Annotated in this window: 17 protein-coding genes; 9 read left to right on the top strand and 8 right to left on the bottom strand. The window is 47.0% G+C overall.

From position 1 onward, the window contains the following. Nucleotides 1-2 precede the first annotated feature (2 nt). The 4 genes from H6F74_RS00445 to rpsF form a co-directional block, all read right to left on the bottom strand. Nucleotides 3-1178 carry a glycosyltransferase gene (locus H6F74_RS00445; protein WP_190434642.1) on the bottom strand — a complete coding sequence of 392 codons (1176 nt, stop codon included), beginning with the start codon at nt 1176-1178 and terminating at the stop codon, nt 3-5. Beyond that, nucleotides 1175-2185 carry a hormogonium polysaccharide biosynthesis glycosyltransferase HpsE gene (gene hpsE / locus H6F74_RS00440; RefSeq protein ID WP_190434639.1) on the bottom strand — a complete coding sequence of 337 codons (1011 nt, stop codon included), beginning with the start codon at nt 2183-2185 and terminating at the stop codon, nt 1175-1177. The genes H6F74_RS00445 and hpsE overlap by 4 nt, the downstream gene beginning before the upstream one ends. 97 nt (nt 2186-2282) lie before the next feature. Then, entirely contained in the window at nt 2283-4940 is a 2658-nt protein-coding gene (gene clpB, locus H6F74_RS00435; protein WP_190434637.1) for an ATP-dependent chaperone ClpB, read from the bottom strand. Nucleotides 4941-5141: 201 nt separating this feature from the next. Beyond that, a complete protein-coding gene (gene rpsF / locus H6F74_RS00430; protein ID WP_190434634.1) occupies nt 5142-5474 on the bottom strand; it encodes a 30S ribosomal protein S6 in 333 nt (110 codons plus the stop codon). 250 nt (nt 5475-5724) lie between these two features. On the opposite strand from rpsF, the gene H6F74_RS00425 reads away from it, so the two are divergent. Continuing rightward, nucleotides 5725-6516 (top strand): fumarylacetoacetate hydrolase family protein, encoded by a 792-nt coding sequence (locus H6F74_RS00425; protein WP_190434631.1) that lies wholly within the window; start codon nt 5725-5727, stop codon nt 6514-6516. Nucleotides 6517-6541: 25 nt separating this feature from the next. On the opposite strand, the gene H6F74_RS00420 is transcribed toward H6F74_RS00425, so the two are convergent. From H6F74_RS00420 to H6F74_RS00410, 3 genes are all read right to left on the bottom strand, one after another. Further along, entirely contained in the window at nt 6542-7018 is a 477-nt protein-coding gene (locus H6F74_RS00420; RefSeq protein WP_190434628.1) for a Tic20 family protein, read from the bottom strand. Between the two features lie 136 nt (nt 7019-7154). Further along, entirely contained in the window at nt 7155-7352 is a 198-nt protein-coding gene (locus H6F74_RS00415) for a hypothetical protein (RefSeq protein WP_190424194.1), read from the bottom strand. A gap of 182 nt (nt 7353-7534) precedes the next feature. Continuing rightward, entirely contained in the window at nt 7535-7696 is a 162-nt protein-coding gene (locus tag H6F74_RS00410) for a hypothetical protein (RefSeq protein ID WP_190434625.1), read from the bottom strand. Between H6F74_RS00410 and glyA the strand changes: the two genes are divergently transcribed. The 5 genes from glyA to aroQ all read left to right on the top strand — a co-directional run bounded on the left by glyA (nt 7690) and on the right by aroQ (nt 12299). Next, complete coding sequence (gene glyA / locus H6F74_RS00405; protein WP_190434622.1) at nt 7690-8973, top strand: serine hydroxymethyltransferase; 1284 nt, start codon at nt 7690-7692, stop codon at nt 8971-8973. The two genes, H6F74_RS00410 and glyA, sit on opposite strands and share 7 nt — an antisense overlap. A 211-nt stretch (nt 8974-9184) precedes the next feature. Beyond that, on the top strand, nt 9185-10243 hold the full coding sequence (locus tag H6F74_RS00400; protein ID WP_190434619.1) for an MraY family glycosyltransferase: 1059 nt from the start codon (nt 9185-9187) through the stop codon (nt 10241-10243). 6 nt (nt 10244-10249) lie between these two features. Continuing rightward, nucleotides 10250-11500, top strand: coding sequence for a competence/damage-inducible protein A (locus H6F74_RS00395; protein WP_190434616.1), 1251 nt, complete (start codon nt 10250-10252; stop codon nt 11498-11500). A gap of 188 nt (nt 11501-11688) precedes the next feature. Continuing rightward, nucleotides 11689-11829, top strand: a complete 141-nt coding sequence (locus H6F74_RS00390; protein WP_190424186.1) for a hypothetical protein — start codon at nt 11689-11691, stop codon at nt 11827-11829. Between the two features lie 8 nt (nt 11830-11837). Further along, complete coding sequence (gene aroQ, locus H6F74_RS00385) at nt 11838-12299, top strand: type II 3-dehydroquinate dehydratase (RefSeq protein WP_347269463.1); 462 nt, start codon at nt 11838-11840, stop codon at nt 12297-12299. Nucleotides 12300-12415: 116 nt separating this feature from the next. Here aroQ and H6F74_RS00380 read toward each other — a convergent pair whose 3' ends face one another. Beyond that, the gene (locus H6F74_RS00380; protein WP_190434613.1) at nt 12416-13774 is read right to left on the bottom strand and encodes a mechanosensitive ion channel family protein; all 1359 of its coding nucleotides are present in this window, start codon (nt 13772-13774) and stop codon (nt 12416-12418) included. 271 nt (nt 13775-14045) lie between these two features. Here H6F74_RS00380 and H6F74_RS00375 point away from each other — a divergent pair, with 271 nt between their 5' ends. The 3 genes from H6F74_RS00375 to H6F74_RS00365 all read left to right on the top strand — a co-directional run bounded on the left by H6F74_RS00375 (nt 14046) and on the right by H6F74_RS00365 (nt 18681). Continuing rightward, on the top strand, nt 14046-14729 hold the full coding sequence (locus H6F74_RS00375; protein ID WP_190434610.1) for a hypothetical protein: 684 nt from the start codon (nt 14046-14048) through the stop codon (nt 14727-14729). Between the two features lie 370 nt (nt 14730-15099). Next, nucleotides 15100-15993 (top strand): ADP-ribosylglycohydrolase family protein, encoded by an 894-nt coding sequence (locus H6F74_RS00370; RefSeq protein ID WP_190434607.1) that lies wholly within the window; start codon nt 15100-15102, stop codon nt 15991-15993. Between the two features lie 237 nt (nt 15994-16230). Then, nucleotides 16231-18681: an HD family phosphohydrolase gene (locus tag H6F74_RS00365; RefSeq protein ID WP_190434605.1), complete on the top strand. Its 2451-nt coding sequence runs from the start codon at nt 16231-16233 to the stop codon at nt 18679-18681. Nucleotides 18682-18847 lie beyond the last annotated feature (166 nt).

Genomic DNA, 18847 nt, shown 5'->3' with positions numbered 1-18847 from the left:
TATTATATTAAAGTCATAAATAAAGTTTTAGCTGTTTGAGTAGCAACTGCCCAATTTAGACGAGTTTGATATTCATTAAATGAAGATAATGCAAGTTCTTTATACTTGTAATAGTTAGAAAACAAACTATAAATATAGCTACAAGCTTCTGTAATAATTGCATCTATTGAGTAAACTTTCCCATTTAAATCATCTTTAATAATTGTCGGTATACCGCCGCTATTGGTAGATATACAAGGAACGCCAAAAGAATTGGCTTCACAAAAAACGTTGCCATAAGCTTCTGCTCTTGAAGGAACTATTATGAAGTGAGATTCAGCTATCAATTTGTTTATTTTCTTTAATCCTTCTTCTGTAGATTTATTAATAAAACCAGGATTAACAACAAAATCAGGACATGAATCGTTCTGGAAAGGCTGGCACCCAACTATTGTTAATTCAACATTTAACCCTGTTTTTTGTAACTCGCTTGCTACTTCCACGGCTATGTCGCCACCTTTCCTATACCAATCTACACCTAAAAAGAGTAACTTACATTGGTTCGACGGTCTGGCATCCACAATCTCTTTGATGTCTTCCAATGTTCTGTTACACTCAACGTTAGCACCGGAAGGAATAACTTTTACTTTAGAAGGGTCAACTTGATAAACATCAATTACCTTTTGTGCAGCCCATTCGGACGAAAATATAGCATAACTGCAATTATCATAGGTAAGTTTATCCATTGCAGTTAATTGCTCAGTTGTCTCTTTACAGAGGTTGCTAAACTCAGGGTAAAAGTTGATTAATCCGGCATAAGAAGCGTCTGTCCAAACCACAGTAGGTTGCTTACAGTCAAGATAAGAAATCAAATTGATGTCTGGACATATGACGATTTCGGGATTAGCTTGTAGGATCTTTTGTTCAATTTGAAATGCATAGCCTTGGTTGACAGCGGGTTCCGCCCAAAGATAGTATATTTGTTTAGATATATGCTTGTGCCAGCGGTTCTTTGCCTTAGATAATAATCTAAAAATGGGAGCATAACTTTCCTCAAGAGGCCCAATATACTCCAAAGCCCCCAACTGCCTTTCAAGAGCTTTCGCTTTGTAGTAATTAGTGCCACAGTGCCCAATCAAGTTCCGAGACCAAGTGCGGCTATTAAAAATATCATAGTGAGTAGCGTATGCTATCTTCATTGACTTTGTTCAGAATTTGCTTTTCCGTTAATAAAACCTTTGAATGGCAATTTTTTGTATATTCCTAAAAAAGGACTATAAAGTTGGCCTAATTGGGACTGAAATTCACAAGCTTTCGGAAAATTATTGGGTATAGAATTTTTATTTTGTAGGTAGTAAATTAAGATTTTCGACCCATTCCGGAAGGTAAAAAATGGTATCAAAAAAGGCAGGAAGGGACGCTGCCATCGATAAAACCGAGTGACTCGCGTTAGATGATTGGAAAGACCATATCCGAGAGCTAGTCTGAGTAGATAAGGTTGTTCCAAGCGATTTGGGGGAATATGGTGCCAAATCTCCATTTCGGGATTGTGCCAGACTTCCCACTTACTATTTTGAATATAGAACATTATTTCTGCATCTTCACCGGCAGCCATTGTTTTCTCATCTCTGCCGGGTATTAAGAGTTTTTCTGGAGGAGGAATGGCGTCTTGCCATGTCTGCTTTCGGATTACCGATCCAGGTGCAGCAGGAATTCGGCGCGGTTTATCCGAACGCTTGTATTGGAAAGCGGTTGAACCTCGGTTATAGATAGTGAGATACCCTTTTATTTGCTCAAAGTAGGGGGGGGGTGGTTCATCAAGTTTGGCATGAATAATGCCACCGTAGGCGCCAACTTGGGGGCGATCGCAACCAAAGCAATAAGCTTCGGCTACCCAGTTGTCTGCTGGTAGATTATCATCATCCAAAAATCCAATCAATTCGCTGCTTCTAGCTTCCTGTACGGCTCGATATCGAGCATAGGCAGCGCCTTGTTTGGCTTCAAAAACATATCTCAACTGGCTATCTTGACGCCAGTTTGTCGCATAGCGAGCAACAACGGCAGCAGTATCGTCATTGCTATTGTTGTCAACAACTAGCACTTCCCATTCAATATCCTCTGTGCCAACTTGATGAAGCAGTTGATCTAGAACTTCGGGCAGACGTTCTGCACCGTTATATGTGCAAATTGCTACAGTAAATTCCACGGATATGTTTTTGACGTTGTCGCATCAATTTTGGATGTTGTATTGCTTTCAAACTAACAGGAGAGACGTTTAGAGGCAACGTCTCTACTGATGATTGTTAAATGATTTGAGCTTCGAGGAGGCTGACGGACTGTTTTTTGGTGAAGGTTAGGGCATCATCTACGCAATCAACTACGATGGTGTCGCCACTCACGAAGGTGTTTTCTAGAAGCGCCGTGGCAAGCGTATTCTGCAATTCCCTCTGAATAGCCCGTTTCAGGGGACGCGCACCATAAACTGGATCGTAGCCAGCCTCCGCTATGTGGTCTTGAGCTGCTGACGACATTTGTATAGTAATTTTTTGATCTGCCAGCATGCGCTCAATCTGCTTAATTTGAATTCCCACAATTTGTCGCAGTTCTTTGCGGTTGAGCGTGTGGAATAGAATTATGTCGTCAACCCGGTTAAGGAATTCCGGACGGAAATGCGATCGCAGCGCATCTGTCACCTTCTTCCTCATCAACTCATATTGTGCATCATTCCCAGCCACATCTAAAATATGCTCGCTGCCAATGTTGCTGGTCATCACAATTACTGTATTCCGAAAGTCTACCGTCCGACCTTGAGAATCCGTTATCCTGCCATCATCCAGCACCTGTAGCAAAATGTTGAAAACATCCCGGTGCGCCTTTTCCACCTCATCCAGCAACACCACCGAGTAGGGACGACGACGAATTGCCTCTGAAAGTTGACCCCCCTCCTCGTAGCCTACATACCCTGGAGGCGCACCCACAAGGCGCGAGACGGCGTGTTTCTCCATGTACTCGGACATATCAATCCGCACCAGGGCATCATCGCTGTCAAACAGAAACTGAGCTAAGGCACGCGCTAACTCAGTTTTGCCCACACCAGTTGGCCCCATGAACAGGAACGAACCAATCGGACGACCGGGATCTTTCATCCCTGCGCGGGCGCGACGAATTGCCGCCGCCACAGCCGAAACCGCTTCTGATTGACCGATAACGCGCTCGTGCAAGTGCGATTCTAAATGTAACAACTTTTGACGTTCCGACTCTAAAAGTCGGTTCACGGGGATGCCAGTCCACTTTGCAACGATTTCGGCGATGTCACCCTCGCGTACTTCTTCGCGCAATAAAGCAGAACCGCGAGATTGCATTTCCAAGAGCTGGGCTTCTTTGGCTTCCTTGTCACGCCCTAACACCTCCAACCGCCCATACTTAAGCTGGGCAGCCTTGTTCAAGTCATAGGCGCGTTCCGCCTGCTCTATCTGCACCCGCAGGTGATCCTCCTCCTCCTTGACAGCATTAATTTCTTCCAACAGTTGCTTTTCAGATTGCCACTGAGAGCTTAGTTGACGTTGTTTTTCACTCAAAGACTCAATTTCTTGCTCTATGCGCTCCAAACGCTCTTGGGAAGAACGGAAAGCACCGACAACAGTTACACCCAACCGTTGACCTTCCCCTTGCAAGGATAGCTTTTCCATCTCTAGCTGCATTAGTCGGCGGTCAATCGCTTCTAATTCTACTGGCTTGGAGGTAATCTCCATTTTCAGCTTAGCTGCTGCCTCGTCCACCAAGTCTATCGCCTTATCTGGCAAAAACCGCTCTGTGATGTAGCGATCGCTCAAAGTAGCAGCAGCCACCAAAGCGGAATCCGTAATCTTCACACCGTGATGAACTTCGTAGCGTTCTTTCAACCCCCGCAAAATCGAAATCGTATCTTCTACTGAAGGCTGATTTACGTAAACCTGCTGAAATCGACGTTCTAGTGCCGCATCTTTCTCGATATGCTTACGGTACTCGTCCAGCGTACTCGCCCCTATACAGCGCAATTCCCCCCGCGCCAACATTGGTTTGAGTAAATTACTTGCATCCATCGCGCCTTGAGTTGCACCAGCACCGACGACGGTATGTAACTCGTCGATGAACAGGACAATTTGACCGTCAGAAGAGGTGACTTCGCGCAATACCGCCCGCAGTCGGTCTTCAAATTCTCCCCGATATTTGGCACCTGCAATCAGACTACCCATATCCAGGGCGATCAGCTGGCGTTTTTTCAGGGATTCCGGTACGTCCCCGTTAACGATCCGCTGCGCCAGACCTTCTGCGATCGCTGTCTTCCCCACCCCCGGTTCCCCAATCAGCACCGGATTATTCTTACTTCGTCGAGATAGCACCTGCACCACCCGACGAATTTCCTCGTCTCTGCCAATTACCGGGTCGAGTTGACCAGATTTTGCCTTTTCCGTCAAGTCTTGTCCGTATTTTGCCAACGCTTCATAGCGTCCCTCTGGATTTTGGTCTTGTACTTTCTGAGCGCCCCGGACATCCTTGATTACCGCTTCTAGTTTCTGTCTGTCAACGTTGAAGCTTTTCAGCAACCGCCGTCCGACGCGGTCATCTTCCGCAAAACCAACCAATATATGCTCTATGGCAATAAATTCATCTTGTAAGGCACTTCTTGCTGCTTCAGCCTTGTCTAGCATGACATCTAAGCCTCTGCCCAGGTACAGCTGGTCAATTACGGTGACTTTTGGCTGGCGCTGGCTGAAGGCTTCCAGTTGCGCTTTTAATGCTGTGGTGTCTACCGCGGCTCGGCTCAAAACCCGACTTGCCAACCCGTCTTGTTCTATCAGGGCAATGGTTAAATGCTCTACCTCTAGCTGCTGATTTTTGAAGCGACGCGCCACATCTTGGGATTTGACGATGCCTTCCCAGGCTTTTTCAGTAAACTTGGTAGAGTCAGTAGGCTGCATTTTATAAAATATATCTCAGTCAAATACCGTGTCCCACACGCTAGTATAACAATCTGTTATTGGTCATTGGCCATTAGTTATTAACTGAAGTGCGCCAGAGACTTTTACTCTGGCGCTACACAAACAAAGCTGTAGCCAGCTTATAGACCGCCAAGGCGGTCTTTGTTTGTGTAGCCCCGACTTTAGTCGTCGGGGTTTAGCTTACGCCTCTTGCTCAACAGGTTCAGCTTCTGGCTTCGCCTCGCGCACTTCCTGCTTGACGGTGAGGTAACGGATCACATCCTCCGAAAGACGCATTGCCCGCTCTAGAAGCGCAATCTGGCTGCCATTGCACTTATAGTTCATCTGGACGTAGACACCTTCCCGGTGCTTGCCAATTTCCTGAGCCAAACGCCGCCTGCCGCGATGCTGAGTTTCAATTTCCTCAGCTCCATTTTCGGTCAGGATGTTCTGGTATTTGGCGATCGCTAGGTTGGTTGGTTCCTCGCCTAAATCGGGACGGAGGATGTACATAGTTTCGTAAACAATCTGCATTTTGGTAATCTCCTTATGGACAATGAGGCTTCTTGGGGGGCTAGGGACTGGGGAGGAGGTGACTGGGTAGTTATTCCTCGCCTTGTGGGCTTCTACCCTGATAACTCTTCCCTAACGCCTAACAACATGAAGAAGCAAGGACTTAAAATCTTACTACCAGTTCACAAATTCTACAAATTAACCGGGCTAAATTTGCATCTGTGACATTTGAAGCACACTCTTAAAGCATAATCAAACATTACTCAACCATATGGCGCAGCGCTACGTCCGAGTTCGCACTGAAAAAGGACAGACTTACTACGGTTTACTGCAACTGAGCCGAGGTGTTCAGGTGCTTGATGCGCCTCCTTGGTTGCATGGGCAACCTACAGATTTGCAGTTAGAACCAGACACTTACCAAATTTTGGCTCCTTGTGCGCCGTCTAAAATTATTGCGGTGGGCAAGAATTATGCTAACCATGCGGCGGAAATGGGAACCCAAGTGCCAAAAGAGCCGCTGCTATTTCTCAAACCGCCGACTTCTGTCACCGCAGTGGGTACAGAAATTCATTATCCGCCGCAATCGCAGCAGGTGGACTATGAAGGCGAGTTGGCTTTAGTGATTGGCGATCGCGCTTGCGATTGTACGCCAGAGGAGGCACAAGAAAAAATCTGGGGCTACACTATTGCCAATGATGTTACTGCCCGCGATCTGCAAAAATCAGATGGTCAGTGGACGCGGGCAAAAGGGTTTAATACCTTTTGCCCACTCGGCCCGTGGATTGTCCGCGAATTAAGTCCTGCTGCTCGGTTGCAAACTTTTCTTAATGACAATAAACAGCCAGTGCAGTCTGCCTTAATTAATCAGATGGTGTTTTCGCCAGATTTTCTGGTATCTTACATCTCTGGGGTGATGACACTGCTGCCTGGGGACGTGGTGCTTACCGGAACACCGCAGGGAGTGGGTCCGATGCAAGTGGGCGATCGCGTCCGCATCGAAATTGAGGGTATCGGTCAGATGGAAAATACCGTTGTGGTACGCCCCACACCGACAGCACCCTAAACAAAGAAATGCCTGCGGCTTGAAACTAGCGCAATTGGGTGTAAGCTGCCTCAGAAATGGCGGGTATTTCTCCGTAACGTCCCAGTATTGACTGGACAACTGAATAGCCGCAGGCTACCAGCGTTCCTAAAAAGACTACATTGAACAGCGTTTGTGTGATTAAGTTAGCGCCCCCTAGCGCTGGAACTAAAATCTGCAAAAGCATACTGCACAGAAACAGCAGGATATCTAAAAGTATTGCCTGCATGGTGTTGAAACGAATAAAATGGTTAATGTTTTCGTTTCTAACTACTCCTAAGAACAAGGCAAAGAAAATAATTAAGCTAGCAAACGGTATATTGTAAATTGCTAACAAAGGTGACAGCGGCGTGTAAATAAGCCCTAATACAGGAAACTGTCTAAACAGAAACAGACTAAAAGGATACGCCGAAAGTAAAGGCAGTATATAAGGAAGGCAAGAAAAAATCCGGTCTTTGGTTGTTGTTGAACCACGCCAAGCCATCGTGCGTTCTCCTGTTGTAATGTTATTAATCGCTAGCTCTTACTAAGTTCAGGATAACGCACCGCAGCAGGTCAACCATCTTGGGGCTGCTTGAGGCGGATCTTTCCCCCAGATGGTTCCAGGGTAGCGATCGCGCTCATTTAATATTGGCAATCCGGAAGCCCATTAGACACTCGTATTGCTCCGGTTGATTTTCCGTCAGCTTGTGAATCGATTGACCACAGCCGAGTTGTCCTTTCCGCCAGCGGGGTTGACCGCTAGAGTCTGCTAGTAAACAGTTCTGACAAACTTGCTTGGGAGAGAGAATTTGTTCATCCGTAAGAATGACTAACATTTGACACCTCCCTTAAGAGGCTTATCCGCTTTCCTCAATTTTAAGCCAGGTTTTCGGGAATATATGGTAAATTAACATACACCTTAATGTCTTTAACCCTTATAGTCTTGAAGTTTTAATATATGGGTTGACTCGCCTGTTGTCAGGCAAGGTATTTTTAGGAGAGAGGGAACTCCGTAGAATCACTGATAGAGTGTTAACAGAAAGGTCTGTCCCGGACGCGACTCCAACAGCATTAAAATAAAAGACTCAGGAAAATACAGGCGCAAGCCAGAAAAGAAAGCATCCGAACTAAAGTAGGAAGCGATCGCTAACAGTATCTCTAGGGGTTTACTCCGTGACAAAAACTAACTTAGACTTTCTCGCCCAAACCGATCCCGTTGTTGCCGAGTTTATTGGGCAGGAACTCCAGCGTCAACGCGACCACCTGGAACTGATTGCCAGTGAAAACTTTGCCTCAGCAGCGGTTCTGGCAGCACAAGGTTCCGTCCTGACGAATAAGTACGCCGAAGGCTTGCCTGGAAAGCGTTATTACGGCGGCTGCGAATTTGTAGATAAAATTGAGCAACTGGCAATTGACCGCATTAAACAACTATTTGGGGCGGCTCATGCCAACGTACAACCCCATTCCGGGGCGCAGGCGAATTTTGCCGTCTTCCTGTCGCTGTTGCAGCCTGGAGACACGATTATGGGCATGGATTTGTCCCACGGGGGACACTTAACCCACGGTTCGCCAGTGAATGTATCCGGAAAGTGGTTCAAGGTTTGTCACTACGGTGTCAGTAAGGAAACAGAGCAGCTAGACTATGACCAAATTCGGGATTTGGCGCTGCAACATCGTCCTAAGCTACTAATTTGCGGTTACTCAGCTTATCCGCGAGTGATAGAGTTTGAGAAATTCCGCGCGATCGCAGACGAAATTGGGGCATACCTGTTAGCCGATATCGCCCACATTGCCGGGTTAGTCGCCACAGGGCATCACCCCAACCCCCTCCCCCACTGTCACGTTGTCACCACGACCACTCACAAGACCCTGCGCGGTCCCAGAGGTGGTTTAATTATGACCAATGACCCGGAATTGGGTAAGCAGCTAGATAAAGCCGTCTTCCCCGGCACACAAGGCGGGCCTTTGGAACACGTTATTGCGGCTAAGGCAGTTGCTTTTGGGGAAGCACTGACACCAGCATTTAAAACGTATTCAGGGCAAGTGATTGAAAATGCCCGTGCCTTAGCCGCCCAGTTGCAAAAACGCGGCTTTAAGATTGTTTCTGGCGGCACCGACAATCACCTGATGCTAGTAGATTTGCGTTCTATCGGTATGACTGGCAAGCAAGCCGATCATCTGGTGAGTGGGGTAAATATTACCGCTAACAAAAATACCGTTCCCTTCGATCCAGAGTCGCCTTTTGTAACGAGTGGCTTGCGGCTGGGAACGCCCGCAATGACAACTCGCGGTATGGGAACAACGGAATTTACCGAAATTGGCGATATTATTGCCGAACGGCTGCTGAATCCGGAAGACGAAGCAGTAGCGGCTGCTTGTCGGCATCGAGTTGGGGCATTATGTGAAGTCTTTCCCTTATACCCCCATTTAACAATTCCCGTCCCAGCCCTAGCTTAGTTAGCAGTCATTGGTCAGGGGTCAGTAGCAAGGGACAACTGACCCCTGACAACCGACAAATGACGACTAACTACTGACGTTTACCGTCCCAAATGTAGTAGACTCTGCCTGACGCCTTTTTTAAAGGATGAAAGATGAATAGCAATTAGTTAACAGCTAACAGCTTTTTTGAATTATCCTTTGTGATGTCTCGCACCCTACTAAATTTCAGATGCCTCCCCAGCTATACCATCTGGTTGCCTTTCTCGTCTCTGCCTTTGTTGTCCTCTGGACGACACCCGTTGTCAACAAAATTGGCTTGCAAAAGGGATTGGTTGATTTACCCGGTGAACGCAAAGTCCACAAGCACCCGATAGTGCGAGTGGGAGGTATCTCTATCTTTGCAGGTACCATAATCGCCCTGCTGATTGTTTGGGGAACCGGGGGATTTGGCACTCTCAGCGCAGATAAATCCTCCGAGATTTGGGGAGTCACCGTTGGTGGTCTAGGCTTTTTCCTGATTGGGCTAGCCGATGACTTGTTCAGTCTTTCCCCCTTCACGCGCCTGTTTATGCAAATAATCATCGCTAGCTGGGCGTGGCACTTTGGTGTCCAAATTGACTTTCTCACAGTTCCCTTCGCTGGGCTTGTCACTTTGCCAGACACCATCAGCTGGCCGATTACAGTCATTTGGCTGGTAGGTATGACCAATGCCATCAACTGGATCGATGGTTTAGACGGTCTAGCTGCTGGTGTTTCTGGTATCGGTGCCGTGGTGATGCTAATTGTGAGTTTGTTTATGAACCAACCAGCAGCAGCCTTAATCGCGGCAGCGCTTGCTGGCGGCGCACTAGGATTTCTGCGATATAATTTCAACCCCGCCCAGATTTTTATGGGAGATGGGGGAGCCTATTTTATGGGCTTTACTTTGGCTGGTGTCGGGGTGATTGGCTTGGTGAAAAGCACCGCCGTCACCGCCGTGCTGTTGCCCTACTTAATTTTAGCTGTGCCGATTGTGGATATGTCAGCCGTAATTGTGCAACGGCTGTTACGCGGCAGTTCCCCTTTCATTGGCGATAAATTCCATCTACATCATCGGTTACTGAAAGCTGGTCTGCCACAACGCTTGATAGTTTTGTTTATCTACGCTTTAACTCTGTGGGTGGGAAGCCTGGCGTTGGCTTTGGCTAACGTACCCAGCGGGCTAGCTTATGCTTTTGGCGCAACGTTGCTGCTGGGTTATACCAGTTGGCAAGTTTGGCGATCCTCCCGTGTCAGAGGCGAAGAGTAAAAAGTTATGAGTGCTGAAATTATTTGTGTTGGTACGGAACTGCTACTAGGCGATATCCTCAATAGGAATGCTTATTTTTTGGCGCAGCAACTAGCATCTCTGGGAATCCCCCACTATTATCAAACGGTGGTGGGAGATAATCCAGAACGTCTCAAGCAGGTGATAGAAATTGCCCTGCAAAGATCGCAAATCTTAATTTTTACTGGTGGGCTTGGCCCGACTGCGGATGACCTGACAACGGAAGCGATCGCAGACTTTTTTGGCGTTCCCTTGCTGGAGAAACCGGAAATTATCGAAGATATTGCGCGGAAATACGCCCAGCGGGGGCGGCAAATGACGCCCAGTAACCGCAAACAGGCCCTGATGCCAAATGGTGCCTCAATTTTACCCAATCCAGGCGGTACAGCCCCTGGCATTATCTGGCAACCGCGCCCAGGTTTGACGATTCTCACTTTCCCAGGTGTCCCCAGAGAAATGCAGCGGATGTGGCAAGAAACCGCTGTACCCTATCTCAAAAGTCAAGGCTGGGGCAAAGAAATTATCAAAAGCCGGATGTTAAGATTTTGGGGAATTGCTGAGTCGGCTTTGGCTGAAAAAGTTGCCCCTTTTCTAAATTTGCCCAATCCCACGGTTGCTCCTTATGCTGACTTTGGAGAGGTACGCTTGAGAATTTCCGCAAGGGCGGAATCGGAGTCCCAAGCGCTGGGGTTAATTGACCCTGTGGCGCAACAATTGCAGCAGATTGCGGGGCTGGATTATTATGGCAGCGACACTGACACTCTTGCCTCTGTGGTGGGGCAGTTGTTGCAAGCAGAGGGTGAGACGCTTTCGGTTGCGGAATCTTGCACTGGAGGCGGCTTGGGGCAGATGATCACAGCTATAGCCGGAAGTTCTAGTTACTTTCTGGGCGGTGTCATTTCTTACGACAACTCGGTGAAAATTTCCCTTTTGGGTGTCAATCCAGAAGATTTATCCCAATTCGGTGCGGTAAGCGATGTAGTTGCGACAGCGATGGCGGTTGGGGTGCGATCGCGTCTCTCCACTACGTGGGGGCTTAGTATAACTGGTATTGCAGGCCCAGGTGGAGGTACGGATGCTAAGCCAGTTGGCCTTGTCTACATTGGATTAGCAGGGCCAAATAGCATTGGGTCAAGTTTTAAGTACCAGTTAGGTCAAAATCGCGAACGTGACTCAATTCGCTACGCCAGCGCTTGTAATGCTCTTGACTTGCTGCGGCGAAAATTGCTGACCCGCTGAGCCTTCGATCTGTCTTTTGGCTGATAGAGGACACAAAAACACTCTTCTATGGTGGGAGAGAGATGCTATTTCCTAATGTGCTAGGGTTAAAATAATAAATCTTATTAGTACAATAGGATTTAAGAACTGTCAATTTTGCCCAGTTGTAAACTATTTATCCTGGTTGTATTGCAGGAGCCGTCAGTACAATGGACTACATAGAAAACGTGTTGGAAAAGCTTAAAGAATGGGCGCGGAAGCTCATCGAAACGCTGCTAGGGCCGGAGGCTGAGCCGGAACCGGAACCAATTCCAATACCCGTAAACGAGCGATCGCGCCAAAGACGTTAGTGTAATACGTGACTCATAAAACTTTGGGCGCTGTAAGTGTTTTGGTACTGCACGGGCCAAACCTGAACCTGCTGGGACTGCGAGAACCAGGGATTTATGGATCTTTAACGTTGGATGAAATTAACCACCTGTTAGAGCAAGAAGGGCAAACGCTACAGGCGAAACTTTCTATCATCCAGTCGAATCACGAGGGTGTCTTAGTTGATGCCATCCAGAACGCTCTGGGGCAGCACCAAGGCATTTTGATTAACGCAGGGGCGTATACTCATACAAGCGTAGCCATACGAGATGCGATCGCGGCTGTGAACCTTCCCACAGTTGAAGTGCATCTGAGTAACATTTATCGCCGGGAAGCTTTCCGGCATCATTCCTATATTGCACCAGTGGCAATTGGGCAAATCAGCGGCTTTGGTTCACAAAGTTATCTGCTTGGACTACAGGCGTTGATTCACCATCTGAAAGAAAATTAAAAACTAAAAGTCTAAAACTTTATTATTTTTTAATTTTCCCTTAAATAAGGTCACGGCTGTGCCGTGACCTTATTTTTGCAGGCAAGATACCTGAGCTAGAGATGAGAAGATCAGATTTATCGCATCGGGTTGCCATTAGGAAATAACCGCTGAGAATCACGATCGCCAGCAGCGTCATTTTGGGAATTGCGAACCAGCACCGTATAAATTTCCGTTGGGATCTCAATTCCAGCCTTGTGCAATGCCTCTTTAATTGCCTGATTGGCGCTAGAAGTAGTCTTGAGAAACTCTAAGCGTCGGGAATTTACCCAAAAGCGTATTTCCATACCCACACTGCCAGCAGCTAGTTCTCGAACCAAGACTTCTGGCGGTGGGTTCGGCTGCACTCCTTCAACTTGGACAACAGCATCGGTTATGACTTGCGTAGCCGTATTGATATCTGCCTTATAAGTAATGCCCACCGTTACCGAACTGCGCCGATAGGAGTAAGCAGTGTTATTAGTAATACTCGCTTGAAAAACCTCTTGATTAGGAATATAAACCTTTCGCCCGTCATAGGTATTAAGGGTTGTAGCCCTCAGTTGAATTTGGGTGATGGTTCCCTCGAATTCCTTAATCACTACCTGATCGCCTAAGCGAAAAGGTCTGCCTGCCAGTAAAATCATTCCAGAAATGTAATTACTAAAAATTTCTTTAAGACCAAAACCGATAGCAACGCTAGTTAGTCCCACCGCTCCTAGTAAAGCTCCAAAGTTGAGTCCCAAGACACCCAGAGCAACTACTGAGCCAAATACCCAAACACCACCGTATCCCACTCGTCCCAAGAGGATTTCAGCACTGCGATCGCCTTCTGTCTTTTGCGCCCATTTCAAAGTGACGTAACGCATTCCCTTGGCAAATCCCCAAGTGATGCCTATCACCAGCAGCGTCCCTAAAATTGACGGCAACTTGCTTATCGTGTCGCGTAGCAAATCCCGCACAGTAATATATAGGCGCTGTCCGACATCAATGGCTAGAGACGGTTTCTCAAAAGCCCCATTCAATTGCCTCGCCCACCTCTCGGCAAGCACTTCTACAGGCAAACCGAAGTCGCGGGCATCCTGTTGAGTCACTGTCATCAAGACGCGGTTATTCACCTGTAAGGTGGCGATTTTCTTGGGATCATCGGGCTTGACTATGACTTGCTCCAAAGCTTCGGGTTGTGCCAGCACGCTAGCAATACGCCGACTGATAATTTGCGATCGCTCCTTAGCGCTGAGTCCCGCCAAACTTCCGACTTGAAAAACTGGGTATCCTCTGACTATGACATCAGCAAAATAAAGTTCTTCCCCGTAAACCTTTACAGGCGTAGGTTTCGGCGTAGGCATCTGTTGGGTTCCAGCTGGAGTTGCTGTGAACAAAACGCCAGTGATGACGATTAAAATCTGGAAGTGATGTATTTTATTGCGAGTGGAACGATGAAAAAGGTTTTTCATGTCAATTCCAAAGGAGAACCCACACCACAATAAGTTAAGTTGTTGGCATCTGACTTCTGACGCGAGACAGGTTTTATAGCGATCGCATCTAAAAATTGAGTAATTGATTGATAGCTAAGTGCAGCTCATGCAGTAAATCCACATCTTTTGATAGATGGAGAAACTCGGCTTTTGGCTAATCTGCCATTATTTTTAATAAGGTGTAATAAGTTACAGGTATTAAGCAACTATGGCAGTTTAATTTAACTAGAAACATTCAAAGGTGAAAAGTATGCTTACTGCCAATAAAGGATTTATTCCAGAAGATTTATTTAAGGCTCCAGAATATGAATTAGCTAAAAATCATAATAAAGAATTACCTGATGTTGAAAAAATCGCTACCAGAGCCAGATATTTAGATTCATTAGCACCGATTAGCGCCATCCAAGTTTTTGAAGAAATACCTGGCATCAAAAAATCTACTATTTCACTTAATACAGAAACTTTCTTTGAGGTTTGGAATGTTATCTCAGGTCGGGTATTACTTCCTGAAGATTTGGAGTTTCTCAAACAAGACGCTAATCGAGTTGAGTCAATAGCTAAAAACTTGCTTTGGTTAGGTGAATCTTGGCTCAGTTCACAAATTTTTGAGAAAAAGCTAAAAGTTGAAAATTGGGAAGATGTGCAAAAAGTAGTGAATAGATACGAATATGAGTATGAGTTTATAGATATTGTTGAGGTTCCTTATAAAGTTAGTTTAGAACCCCATAAAAATAAATTTGGGGAGGTTAATGAATATTGGGGCGTGTATCCTACTTGTTGGAATATATCTCTAAATAGAACACGCGGCTTTAATGGGTGTTACATCATAAATGACTACAATTCATCTTACAGATTTAATATAGAGGTTTGGGCGGGAATCCCGTTTTTTAGGAACGTAAAGACTGGAGAAGTAGTAACGCTAGAAAATTTATAGAGAAAATGCGATCGCTTGGGTGCATCCCAGTTTTGCAAAAATACCTGGCGATTTCCAATCGCGCCTACACAAACAAAGCCTGCCTCCGCAGGCTAAATTGAGTCCGCGCAGGCGGAGTTGGTTTGTGGAGCATCGAGACTTCCAGTGTGTGGGGATTTGGAAATACGGGATGCTCCCGATCGCATTCTCTCTACTTAGATGGTTCCAGACTAAGAATCCATCTGACCTTATTGGATAGCGAGAACTGGGGGCGCTAGATGCCCTATTTGCGGGAAAGACCGGGAAAAGATAAATCCAGCCGCCGCGTTCCATGAGTAAGGGGCAAGGTCTAGGCTTTTATGGAGCGGCTGCATAGTCTACCATAGAAATCATGCGCTACTCACTTTTAAGTCGATTTCGCGGCACCTTATTGGGGGCTGCAATTGGGGAAAATTACGCCTATAAAGGCAAAAAACAGCCGCAGCATTCTTCTAGCTGGGGTAAAATCGCGGTTTTGGGTGCAGAAAGCTTAATTAAGCAATCTAGATTAGATTTAGAAGATTGGTATCGCCTTAAAAGGGAATTCTTGGAACCAGAGGCGATGAATCCCGTCTCTACAGAAGCAATTATTTCGACGTTAACTGTCGTGTTATTTTCCCACGAGTATAAAGCGAAACTGCGGCAAAACTTGCAACAAGTTGCCAGCGTTTTTTCAGACGACCCAGAATTGCAGGATGCGGTGTTGGCGGTGGGATATGCGATCGCGCAATCTCTCAGAGAAAAATTGAATCCCGTCACATTAATTCCCAAAACCCTCGCCTTTCTAGAAAATTCCCAGACACCTCTGGTGGAACAACTGAGTGCAGTTCAAATATTATTAGAGCAGGGCGCTGGCTTAGAGATGGCTGTAACCCAACTTTGTAGGGATGCCCAGCCAAATAGTACCCCAATTGCCCTAGCCTTTTACTGCTTCCTTAGTACCTTAGAAGATTTTCGACTCAGTATCGCCCGTGCGGCTCGTAGCGCCTACCAAACCGAGATTACCTGCGGTTTAGTCGGTGCAATGTCTGGAGCGTATAACACTACCGGGGGCATTCCTGTGGGATGGCGGCTACCTTGTAAACAGCATTGGGGAATCACGTCAATAGCCCAATTGCTGCAACTATCCGACCGCCTCTTTGCCGTTTGGTCTGGTGTTTATGACCCTTCTACAGATGTAGAGACACAAAATTTTGCGTCTCTAAGTAGCGCTGTGGCAGCTCCCCGCGTAATTCAGCCGCGTTAACTTTTTTTAGCCCCAGGGATATATGCCAAGATTATACTTGTTAAAAGGAAATTAAATCTGATAACATTATTTCCCCACAGGGGGCTAGGCATTCCCATCGGAGTTCTGTAAGGTAGGAAGAAGCCAACAATCGGGTGCCGCCTAGAGGTAAAGATTGCTGTTAGATGCCTTGAATCCAAGCAAAGTTAGCTCCCTCTCACCACGCCTGTCGCCTGAAACGGCAGTCATAACCATACTATGAAGACGCTTCAGTCATTGACGCATCAGCTTGATCAATGGCGGCGAACGAACCAGCCTATTGGCAGTCTTTTTCCATCCCGCTCATCTCGTCCAGCAGCTGGATCGGCGCGAGGCTTGCGGCTAGGTATTAATTCTACACTCCGTAGGCGAGGAAACCGTCCCAAGTTCGTTTGGATGCTGGCAGTGGTGTCTCTCACGGGGACGATGGGACAACGCTTTTACAATGCTCCGAAGCTGGATGTCGGCAAAACAGCTCCTCAAACCATCCGCGCTCCCTATGATGCCAGCATTGAGGATTTAAAGACTACGGAAGAAAAACGCAAAGCTGCTCGCACAGGTGCTGTACCAATCTTGATGGTAAATCAAGATGTCACTCAACAAGTGTACGAGGATCTGGAGCGATCGCTTCGCACCGCCGACGACCTTCGACAAATCGCCGGTTTTTTTCCTTTAGTTCCAGCTAATGTATTGTCATATCCCACGCAGATTGCCCTCCGTAAATGTCCGGAATGGGAGTGGCGGGCTGTGCTGGCAGCAGTTGACATTGATATGGATGTTAACCAATCCCAGTTGGGGTCATTGCCTGGTGCTGATGAGCAATTGAATGCGTCTACAGCACCAGCTGCGGTTGAACTCCGAGCCTACCATAAGACGGCTAGCCCAGAACAGTTTTCCATCCTGATTGATACAATTACCCAAGCACGCGATCGCTACGACAAGGCTTTAGCTGCGCTCTCAGAAACAGGCACCAGAAGTCGCTACGATGTTTTCCTGCTTGACTTATCAAATGATGTCTGGCAAAAAACCCAAACGGGCATCCTGCAAGCTGCCGAACGCATTCTTACCCAAGGCATTCCTCCAGGCTTACCTGACAGTATCTTACAGGAGGCGCTGAAAGTCCATCTGCGTTCGTTGGTTCCCATCGAAGCTGAGCCTGTAGCAAACCAGTTGTTGCTTTGGGCGCTACGACCTAACTTAACCGAAGATCAAGAACAAACGAAATTATTCGCAGAACAAGCAGCACAAGCTGTAAAGCCGCAAATGGTGATGGTGCGCGAGGGCGAGGCGATTGTCCGAGCTGGTGAGGTAATTTCTCAAGCAGATTTTGTGCTACTAGATTATTTCAATTTGAGTCGCCGGGGCATCAGTTTGCCTGGTGTACTGGGGTTTGGGATTCTGATCACTGGTGCTGTTGGTACTTTCTGGCTGGTGGAACGCCGATTTCACCGGAAAATGCGGCAAAGAGATCACCTGCTGGTTTTGCTGCTAACTTTGAGTACGCCAGTGCTGGTGAGTTTGGGTGTTGGCTACACGAACTTAGCAGCTGTTGGTTTACTGGTGGGCAGCTTTTACGGTTCGGCTTTGGGAATCACGGTTGTGGGGCTGCTGAGTGCCGTGTTACCAATTAGCCTGAAAATCGGCTGGGATTATTTACTGGCTGGTGTTGCGGGTGGGATAGTGGTGAGCCTGTTGGCTGGGAGAATGCGATCGCGCGAAGAATTGGCTTTTGTAGGTGTTGGCGTAGGATTAACTCAAAGCACTGTCTACCTGCTGGTAAATATTATCTTCAGTGCAGCTGCTGGTTCAATTTGGTACACCGTCCTCCAAGAAGCTGCTTTATGTGGTCTTTCCGGTTTAGCTTGGAGTATTGTAGCCCTTGGTCTTAGTCCCTATCTCGAACACGTCTTTGACCTGGTTACACCGATTCGTCTGGCAGAACTCGCTAACCCCAACCGTCCCCTGCTGAAACGATTAGCTGCTGAAGCTCCCGGAACCTTTCAACATACCCTGTTCGTGGCTACGCTGGCAGAAGCGGCAGCCCGGAAACTTGGTTGTAACGTGGAACTCGTCAGAGCGGGTACACTATACCACGATATCGGCAAAATGCACGACTCATTAGGATTTATTGAAAATCAGATGGGCGGGCCAAATAAGCACGATGAGATTAATGACCCCTGGAAGAGTGCGGCAATTATCAAAAAGCACGTTACCGAAGGCGAGGTGATGGCGCGGCGGTGTCGTTTACCAAAAGCGATTCAGGCGTTTATCCCGGAGCATCAGGGAACAATGCTGATTGCCTATTTTTATCACCAAGCGCAGCAAATCGCCGAAAAAGACCCCAGTAAAGTTGTGCGGGAGGAGGATTTCCGCTATAACGGCCCAATTCCCCAGTCGCGCGAAACGGGGGTGATGATGTTGGCGGATTCCTGCGAAGCGGCGTTGCGAAGTCTCAAAGAAGCCACACCGGAACAAGCCCTAGCGATGATTAACAAAATCCTCCGCGCCCGTTGGCAAGACAACCAGCTAGTAGATTCTGGGCTGACGCGAGAAGATTTAACCTGCATTGCCCAAGTCTTCGTGCAAGTCTGGCAACAGTACAATCACCAACGCATTGCTTATCCTAAATTAGTAGTTAGTTCAGAGAAAAGTTGTCAGGCATCCGTTTGAAATAGCTAATAGCTAAGACTATTGGCTAATTGCTAGAAAAGCTTATTTACTATGGCTCTACCGAACATAGTATGTAAAATAAACTGAAACTAGCTGGCAAAATGCCAAGTCAGAAAACTTCTTAATTTGAAATTGTTGAAGTTTCTAAACCCATAACCTCTTCGTT

The organism is Trichocoleus sp. FACHB-90 (genome assembly GCF_014695505.1).
Classification (GTDB): Bacteria; Cyanobacteriota; Cyanobacteriia; order Cyanobacteriales; family FACHB-T130; genus Funiculus; species Funiculus sociatus.
The sequence above is the reverse complement of the archived record's forward strand: the minus strand, read 5'-3'. Positions and strand labels throughout refer to the sequence as shown.